Origin of the sequence: Gloeocapsa sp. DLM2.Bin57, assembly GCA_007693955.1 — a bacterium.
Lineage (GTDB): Bacteria > Cyanobacteriota > Cyanobacteriia > Cyanobacteriales > Gloeocapsaceae > Gloeocapsa.
Map to the genome: position 1 here is coordinate 51,910 of RECR01000058.1, position 7,979 is coordinate 59,888.

The window sequence follows — 7,979 nt, forward strand, 5'->3', positions numbered from 1 at the left end:
ATAGAGGGGAAATGAAGAATGTAGAATGAAGAATGTAGAATAAGCGAAAAAATCATTAATTCGCGCATTCAAAATAACCCCGTTCAACCTTTCTACCTAACCCCGTTCCACCGTTCTACCTAACTCAACAAGAGGTTTTATTCGGTTGTTCCACCTTTAGCAGAAGCAACGATGGTGAGGACGATTTTATCAGGATCATCCATAACTGCAACACCTTCGGAAATATTTAAATCACGAACATGGACAATAGCACCGATATCTAAATCAGATAAATCGATATCTATTGATTCGGGAATTGCTGCCGCTAGACATTGAACTTGTAATTCTGTGACTAATTGTTCTAAGACACCGCCTCTTTTAACACCACCAGATTCACCCACTAATTTAATGGGTACAGTGATATCAAGACGCCCCTGAGTAGCTACAGAAAAGAAACTGACGTGAAAAATATTCCTTTTCCAAGGATGACTCTGTACCTCTCTAATTAAGACTTTACCATTCCAGGGAACGTCGGTAACATTTAAATCTACCAAAGTATTGTTAATTGAGGCTTTTTTCAGTAGATTGGTCACGGTATCGTGAGTCATGGTTAAAGATAAGGATTCTGTACCATTATGTCCATAGAGAACAGCTGGTATGAGTCCTTCACGACGTAAAGCCCTAGGTTTACTATCTTGAGATCTAGTTTGGCATTCAACAGTGATATTCATAATTACTCCCTAATTAGTTGATTGTTCTTTACTGTGCAAATCGTGAGTAGTAACTGGTGTACCATTACTATCTAAGAGTGCTCTTTTTGGTCCATGAATGGGATCTTCAACGATAATTGTTTGATCACGACCAGGTCCTACAGAAACGATCGAAATGGGGACTTCCATTATTTCTGCTAGGAATTTGAGATAATCTAGGGCTTGTGGTGGTAAATCTTCTAGAGAACGACAGTGACTAGTGGATTGTTGCCAACCTGGTAAGGTTTCATAGATGGGTTGACAACGAGCGAAATCTATCGTACTGCTAGGGAAATCGTGAGAGATTTGACCATCTATTTCATAAGCCACACAGACTTTAATCTCAGGTAGTTCGTCGAGAACATCTAATTTAGTCACCGCTAGACAGTCTAAACCGTTGATCCGCACTGCATAACGCCCAATTAAGGCGTCGAACCAACCACAACGACGTCTCCGCCCTGTAGTAGTCCCAAATTCAGCACCGCGATCGCCCAACAATTCGCCTGTTTTACCGTGTAGTTCCGTAGGAAATGGACCTTCTCCTACCCTGGTTGTGTAAGCTTTGGCTACACCAATAACCCGGTCAATAATTGTCGGTCCTACCCCTGATCCTACACAAGCTCCCCCCGCGATCGGGTTAGATGAAGTAACATAAGGATAGGTCCCATGGTCTAAGTCTAACAAAGTTCCTTGAGCACCTTCAAAGAGAATATTTTTTTTCTGTTGGACTGCTTCGTATATTTTTAAGGAACTATCGATGACATAGGGTTTGAGTCTTTCTGCGTATTGCAGATATTCCTTGATTACTTGTTGAGCATCTAAAGGAGGTAGATTATACAGTTTATCTAAAATGACATTTTTATAGTTAATTGTCCACTCTAGTTTTTCCGCTAGAGTAGTAGGCTGCATTAAGTCTATGATTCTAATACCAGTTCGTTCTGATTTATCAGCGTAAGTCGGTCCTATTCCACGTCCTGTTGTACCAATTTTGTACTTACCGCGACGTTCTTCTGATGCTTTGTCAATCAAACGATGATAAGGCATCGTTACGTGAGCATTCTGAGAAATCATCAGATTACTGGTTGAGACCTTAAGGGCTTCTAAACCATCGATTTCTTCTAAAAGTACTTGAGGATCTATTACCGTACCCGAGCCTATAATACACTCAGTGTCGCCGTATAATATACCAGAGGGAATCAAGTGTAACTTAAATATTTGTCCCTGCACAACAACGGTGTGTCCTGCATTTACCCCACCTTGGGGGCGGACAACTACATCAGCCGAACGACTCAATAAATCTGTTATCTTGCCTTTTCCTTCGTCGCCCCATTGGGCGCCTATCACAATAACGTTAGCCAAGAGCTTATTAAATTAGTTAGAGTACACACAATCTCTAATTATCAACAAATTTTTTCTCTTTTGTCAAGTCACTTATTAAATTAAAATAGGAGTTTTTATGGCTTTATACGCTGATTTACACCGTCATTTAGGAGGTTCTGTCGTCCCTCGCGTTCTTTGGCGCTATTTTCACCGTCATACTCAAGATTTAGCCCAACGGTTTCCTGAGTATCCAGAATTTGAAACTTTTTATACCAAAAAACGCAGCAGTTTAGATGAATACCTAGAGTTGCATACCCTGGTTGAAAGTGTACAAACCGTGGAAACTTTACCCTATTTTATCTATCGTCTGATTCGCGGGGCTTATATTTTTGAGAATTTAGCTTATCTGGAACTACGTTATACACCCTATTTACGTACTCCTGAACACTTGGATCAAAATCAACGCATCTGCGCTATGGAGGAGATAGTTAAGGTAGTAGGAAACGCCTCTAAGGTTAAAGAATATCCCATCGTCACTAGTCAAATTCTTTGTATGCACTCTCGCTTACCCTATGAGGTAAATAAGGCTATTGTGGATTTAGCCGCCGCTACTCCAGAGTACGTGTGTGCGATAGATGTTGCAGGGGGTGACTCCCATTATCGCGATCGCCTTGATGAATTTATCAGTCTCTATCAATACGCGCAAAATTTAGGACTAAAAACTACAGGTCATTTATTTGAAACTACCGACGGTTGTTATCCTGAATTACTACCCTGGTTAATGCGTATTGGTCATGGTATCCAAATACCTTTACAAAAGCCTGAATTACTCAAGGAAATCGCAGCTAGAGGTCAATGTCTCGAAGTTTGTCCCACTACCTATTTAAAAACGGGTACTCTCGAAGATATCCACCAACTCAAAGTAGTTTTTGACCGTTGTTTTGAAGCGGGAGTAGATATCGTTATTTGTACCGATAACGCTGGTTTACATAACGTCCGTTTACCCTTTGAATACGAAAATCTGTTAACTTGTGATGTAATTGATTTTCGACAGTTACAAGCTTGTCAAGATGCAGCTTTTCGTCATGCTTTTGCTTGGCCCTATGGTCAACCACCTGCTTCTCTCTTAACTAATGTACTGCAAAATCGTCAAGAATCTTATTCTGATTTAACTTTTAGCTAAGCTGCAAGAAGCCTCACACTTTGTGAAGTAGCCTTTTTCCTGATTCTAAGCTAAACTAGATATGAGTTTGGTTAATTGGCACTAGCACTAGATGAACGATAAACCCATATATTCTTTAGAAGATGCAGTAAACCGTTGTCAAGACTTAGGTATGCGCCTGAGTCGGCAACGGCGTTATATACTAGAGTTACTCTGGCAAGGATCAGAACATCTCTCAGCTAAAGAAATTTACGATCGTCTGAATCAACAGGGTAAAAATATCGGCTATACTTCTGTTTATCAAAACCTAGAAGCCCTTTCTAATCAGGGTATCATTGAATGTATCGATCGCGCTGACGGAAGACTTTATGGTCATACTAACTCCCCCCACAGTCATGTTAACTGTCTCGATACTAAACAAATTATTGATATTCAAGTGGATTTACCCCCAGAATTAATCCAACAAATTGAACAACAAACCGGAATTACTATTACTGAATATCGTATTGATTTTTACGGTTACTCTCAAGCAACTCAGATACAATCATAAAATCAGACTCGATGAGTTTAGTTAAAGGTTAAAAATGTCATAGCGAGTGAAAAGAAGCTATCGCAATAGTTAATTAATTTAGCCAATATCTCAACCAGGGAATAGGGAATAAAATGTAAAAATAATTATAATTTACACCTCACACCCGAGAGAGAGATAAAACTTTGAGTAATAAGATTAGACTTGCTATTATCATTTTTAATAGTCCTCAATATCAAGAATCTCTCCAACTAAGAGAAGAGATCTTAAGAAAACCCCTAGGTTTATCCTTAACCACCGAAGATTTAGCTAATGAGGAACAACAAACTCATTTAGGGGTATTTATTGAAGATAAATTGATCGGAATAGTTATCTTAAAACCTACTTTAGATGCTAGGATAGTCAAACTTAGACAAATGGCGATCGCCCCTAGTTATCAAAATCAAGGTATTGGGACACAATTGATGCAATACGCAGAACCACAAGCATTATCTCAAGGATATCAACAAATAGAACTCCATGCTCGTTATCAATACCAAAGATTTTATACTAAATTAGGTTATCAACCAGTAGGAGAACCTTTTATAGAGGTAACAATTCCTCATATTTTGATGACAAAAAAAATAGTTAGTTATGAATAAATTTTTACCCTTCTTATTTGGTGCATTAGTAGGGATTATGGGAGGTTTAATCGGTTTAGGTGGAGCAGAATTTAGGCTACCTATCCTAATTAAAGTCTTTAATTATTCCACTTTAAAAGCGATTATTATTAATCTCATCGTTAGTTTAGTAACGGTTATTTTTTCCTTAATTTTTCGGAGTGGAGTAGTTGGTTTAAATAACATTATTGCTAGTTCAGGTATAATTATTAATATTTTAGCAGGTTCTTTAATTGGTGCTTATCTTGGTGTTAATTATGCCACGAGAATAAATGAAAAACTTCTGAATAAAATTGTCGTTATTTTTTTAGTGATTATTAGTTTTATTTTAATGGCACATGAATTAATTTTTAGTTTACAAATTTGGGAATTACCTAGTTTATTAAAAGTCATAAGCGCTTGGCTAGCTGGTGTAATAATTGGAGTTTTTAGTAGTTTACTAGGAGTAGCAGGAGGAGAATTAATCATTCCTACGATTATTTTGATTTTTGCTGTAGATATAAAATTAGCAGGTAGTTTAAGTCTAGCTATCAGTGTACCTACTATTATCATGGGTTTATGGAAATATAATCGCCAGCAAAAGTTACAACAAGTAAAAGATGATTACTCTTTTCTAATTTTGATGGCAATAGGTTCTATTGTAGGTGCATTTATTGGCAGTTACTTATTACAGTATATTGCTAGTATTTATCTCTATTGGATTTTAGGCATAATTTTATTAATCTCAGCCTATAAACTAGCTAAACATTAAAGGCACTCTTGTAAGAGGGAAGAGAGGGGAAGTGTGGGGAGAAGGGAGGAGACGGGGAGAGAGGGAGTATGATATATAGGAATAATAAAACCTAATACCTAAAACCGTTCCACCGTTCTACCTAACCCCGAACTCTACTTTATTGTCTTTTATCGATTAACTCATTACTAAGAAAATGAGCATTTTGTTCTCTAACTTTAGCAGCTTCTTCATCATATAAAAAGGGTAAAAAAGCGTAACGTATTCCTTGGGTAACAGGAGTAGCTTCATGAAGAAGAGAACAAGAAAAAACCACAGCCCCTCCCGTTGGTGCGCGATAAATTTTGTCTCCAAACTCAGGAAAGCGGAGATTACCTCCCTCGTATTCTTCAGCGTTAAGATTGATGGTACAGGCAAACCGACGATACGCCGTAGCTTTAGTTGTATTGTCACGATGAGGACGGAAAAACCCACCAACTTTACCATCATAACAAGCAATGACATAGCGTTCCATCCTGGTGACATTGAAGTTAAAAGCTTTAGCAATCTCTGGTAGTAATCTGTTGATAATTTTAGTCCGAACACTACGACAAACTGCTTGTGCGTTAGGATCATGTTCCAGATAATAGTCTTGACGACGCTTGAAACTATAATCAACCACCCCAACGGTTTTACCATCTTTGTCCCGCATAAATCCTGATTCCTTACCTCCATTCTGCTCATACATGGCGATTAGTTGACGACAAAAATCGAGTTCAAAAACACGGGGTACAATTAAAACAGGAGCATGGAGAGAAACACCAGCATGATTATTAATCGGGGGTAATTGGGTTAAAATTTCTCTCAAGGCTTGATTGTGTTTGTCAGCATCATCTATGGGAATATAGTGCATAACTCGTAAAGCAGGATCTAAAATCAGGGTAAAGGAGTTATAACTAATCTGATGTTGTGATAAATCCTCTTGAGAGCGAATCGCTCCATAAAGTAAACTAACCTTAGCCTCAAAGTCCCAAAAATAGCGGATTCCTGGTGAGATTTGACTGACTTTACCCTCTTGTAAATCTCGATAGTCGATGGTGACACCAAAAAAACAGATATTGTCATCATCAAAAAAATCTCGTAAATCTCGGGTGAGGTAGTTAATTACTTGAGCATTTTTAGTAACGCTACTTGAACCAAAAAAACACAGTACAACGTATCTACCAGCGATCGTCTGAAAATTAAACTGTTGACTTGCTGAAGAAGCACATATAAACCAGGGTACAGGTTCTCCAATTGTAAACATTTGTCTATCTCAATAACTACTTAAAGGTTCATGTATTGAAAGATACTTTTTTCTTAGGTGATAAATTATATAATCATAGAGCTAAGACATCAATATCTTTCTCCTCAGTTAGGGAAACTTACTGCTATCAACGCTACTTCAAACACTTCAAATAATGTTGACACAAAAAGTGATTAGCAGTTTGGGCATTTGAACAACTGAATATTTATCCAAGGAAAAACAAGCTATGGCTAATTCTAGCATTCCAGAATCAAGCTTCTTAAAAGAAGCCTTTATCTCCTATACTTCCTATACTAACACTACTAAACAAAGTATCCAAAAATTTGCTCTCCAATGGTTACAAAGTAATATTGAATCAGAGCTTGAGGATCAGACGATTATGACAATTTTTACACAAAAATGGCGTACAGGAACAGAAACATCAGTTACTGGAGATAATTCACCCTTATATCTAGAAAACTTACCAGGGTCTTACAAAAAAAGTAAAACTAATCAAGAAGATGCTTTATTGTTTATTCATGAAAAAGTCCCCCCGAAGATGCAGGAAGAATTTAAGAAACGATGGAGTCTCAAAACCAAACTAGAAGTTTCTAACCCTTCGGGAACAGAATTTACTACAGAAGATGGTGAGGGAATAATTTCTTATCGAGTTGAGAAAAAGCAAATATATTATTTACTGTCTTTTGAGGAAAAGGGTGAACAATATACTATAGTTTTAGCCGAAAAAATTAGCCCCCAAAAATATGATACTTGGTTGGTTAATAAAGCAGATGTCAAAATATCAGATGTTTAACTTAGGTGTAGGGTGTAGGGTGTAGGGTGTTAGGGGTTAGGTTTTATTATTCCTATATATTATACTCCCCCTCTCCCCTGCTCCCTGCTCCCTACTCCCCCTCTCCCCACACTCCCTTATCTCTTACTTAGTAAGGATTTTAAAATGTGCTAGTTAAGAGCATTATCTGCAACTGCTGTTAAATTGAGAAAAATTAAGAATAATCACAAAATGCAACAAATAGACTCAGGTAATATCTAAGTCATAATAAAATAGACTGATCGACAATAACCCATCAGGAGAAATATCTTAATGTCGAAACGAATCAGAAAACCAACAACCTCTACTAATCAATCTACAAATAAAAGCACTATTGTCTTAAATCCTGCAGTCAACAAGTTGCTTGAGGAAATGGCAACTAAGGCGGGTTTATCTAAAATCGTGGTGTTAGAGAAATTGGTACAAGATTCGGTAAATCAGGTTACTGCTGAAACTGACACCACCCCAACAGCTGATTCTGGTATCAGTCAAGAAATTTATGATAACCTTAAACAACAAACTACAGAACAAGTTAACTTAATTGCACAACTAAAAGAAAGTTTGCAGTCAAAAGATGCAGCAATTAAGTCTCTTAACTTTAAATTAGAATCTCAATCTCAAATAGTCTCTGAGTTACAACAACAAAATAAAACTCATCAAGAAGCTAATCAGCAACTGCAAGCTAAACTAGACTCTCAAACTAAACAAACTAAAGAGTTACAACAACAAAATAAAACTCATCAAGAAGCTAATCA

General features: G+C 37.3%; 9 protein-coding genes. 6 read left to right on the plus strand and 3 right to left on the minus strand.

What is annotated here, in order from left to right:
• Positions 1-137 precede the first annotated feature (137 nt).
• The gene (locus EA365_06055; protein TVQ46225.1) at positions 138-710 is read right to left on the minus strand and encodes a 50S ribosomal protein L25/general stress protein Ctc; all 573 of its coding nucleotides are present in this window, start codon (positions 708-710) and stop codon (positions 138-140) included.
• A 9-nt stretch (positions 711-719) separates the two neighbouring features.
• Positions 720-2,087, minus strand: coding sequence for an adenylosuccinate synthase (locus EA365_06060; GenBank protein ID TVQ46226.1), 1,368 nt, complete (start codon positions 2,085-2,087; stop codon positions 720-722).
• Positions 2,088-2,184: 97 nt separating this feature from the next.
• Between EA365_06060 and EA365_06065 the strand changes: the two genes are divergently transcribed.
• The 4 genes from EA365_06065 to EA365_06080 all read left to right on the plus strand — a co-directional run bounded on the left by EA365_06065 (position 2,185) and on the right by EA365_06080 (position 5,149).
• A complete protein-coding gene (locus tag EA365_06065; GenBank protein ID TVQ46227.1) occupies positions 2,185-3,231 on the plus strand; it encodes an adenosine deaminase in 1,047 nt (348 codons plus the stop codon).
• 91 nt (positions 3,232-3,322) lie between these two features.
• Positions 3,323-3,760, plus strand: coding sequence for a transcriptional repressor (locus tag EA365_06070; GenBank protein ID TVQ46228.1), 438 nt, complete (start codon positions 3,323-3,325; stop codon positions 3,758-3,760).
• A 164-nt stretch (positions 3,761-3,924) separates the two neighbouring features.
• Complete coding sequence (locus tag EA365_06075) at positions 3,925-4,380, plus strand: GNAT family N-acetyltransferase (protein TVQ46229.1); 456 nt, start codon at positions 3,925-3,927, stop codon at positions 4,378-4,380.
• On the plus strand, positions 4,373-5,149 hold the full coding sequence (locus EA365_06080; protein ID TVQ46230.1) for a sulfite exporter TauE/SafE family protein: 777 nt from the start codon (positions 4,373-4,375) through the stop codon (positions 5,147-5,149). Before EA365_06075 ends, EA365_06080 begins: the two co-directional genes overlap by 8 nt.
• Before the next feature lie 139 nt (positions 5,150-5,288).
• On the opposite strand, the gene EA365_06085 is transcribed toward EA365_06080, so the two are convergent.
• A complete protein-coding gene (locus EA365_06085; GenBank protein TVQ46231.1) occupies positions 5,289-6,413 on the minus strand; it encodes a 2OG-Fe(II) oxygenase in 1,125 nt (374 codons plus the stop codon).
• A 226-nt stretch (positions 6,414-6,639) separates the two neighbouring features.
• Between EA365_06085 and EA365_06090 the strand changes: the two genes are divergently transcribed.
• Together EA365_06090 and EA365_06095 are read left to right on the plus strand one after the other, a co-directional pair.
• The gene (locus tag EA365_06090) at positions 6,640-7,206 is read left to right on the plus strand and encodes a hypothetical protein (GenBank protein ID TVQ46232.1); all 567 of its coding nucleotides are present in this window, start codon (positions 6,640-6,642) and stop codon (positions 7,204-7,206) included.
• Between the two features lie 291 nt (positions 7,207-7,497).
• The coding region (locus EA365_06095; protein ID TVQ46233.1) for a hypothetical protein at positions 7,498-7,979 on the plus strand (482 nt) is incomplete at its 3' end.

Excerpts from the sequence above, each read along its gene's own strand:
- EA365_06065 (TVQ46227.1), top strand. The coding sequence starts at position 2,185 with ATGGCTTTATACGCTGATTTACACCGTCATTTAGGAGGTTCTGTCGTC.
- EA365_06090 (TVQ46232.1), top strand. The coding sequence starts at position 6,640 with ATGGCTAATTCTAGCATTCCAGAATCAAGCTTCTTAAAAGAAGCCTTT.
- EA365_06085 (TVQ46231.1), bottom strand. The coding sequence starts at position 6,413 with ATGTTTACAATTGGAGAACCTGTACCCTGGTTTATATGTGCTTCTTCA.
- EA365_06080 (TVQ46230.1), top strand. The coding sequence starts at position 4,373 with ATGAATAAATTTTTACCCTTCTTATTTGGTGCATTAGTAGGGATTATG.
- EA365_06055 (TVQ46225.1), bottom strand. The coding sequence starts at position 710 with ATGAATATCACTGTTGAATGCCAAACTAGATCTCAAGATAGTAAACCT.
- EA365_06070 (TVQ46228.1), top strand. The coding sequence starts at position 3,323 with ATGAACGATAAACCCATATATTCTTTAGAAGATGCAGTAAACCGTTGT.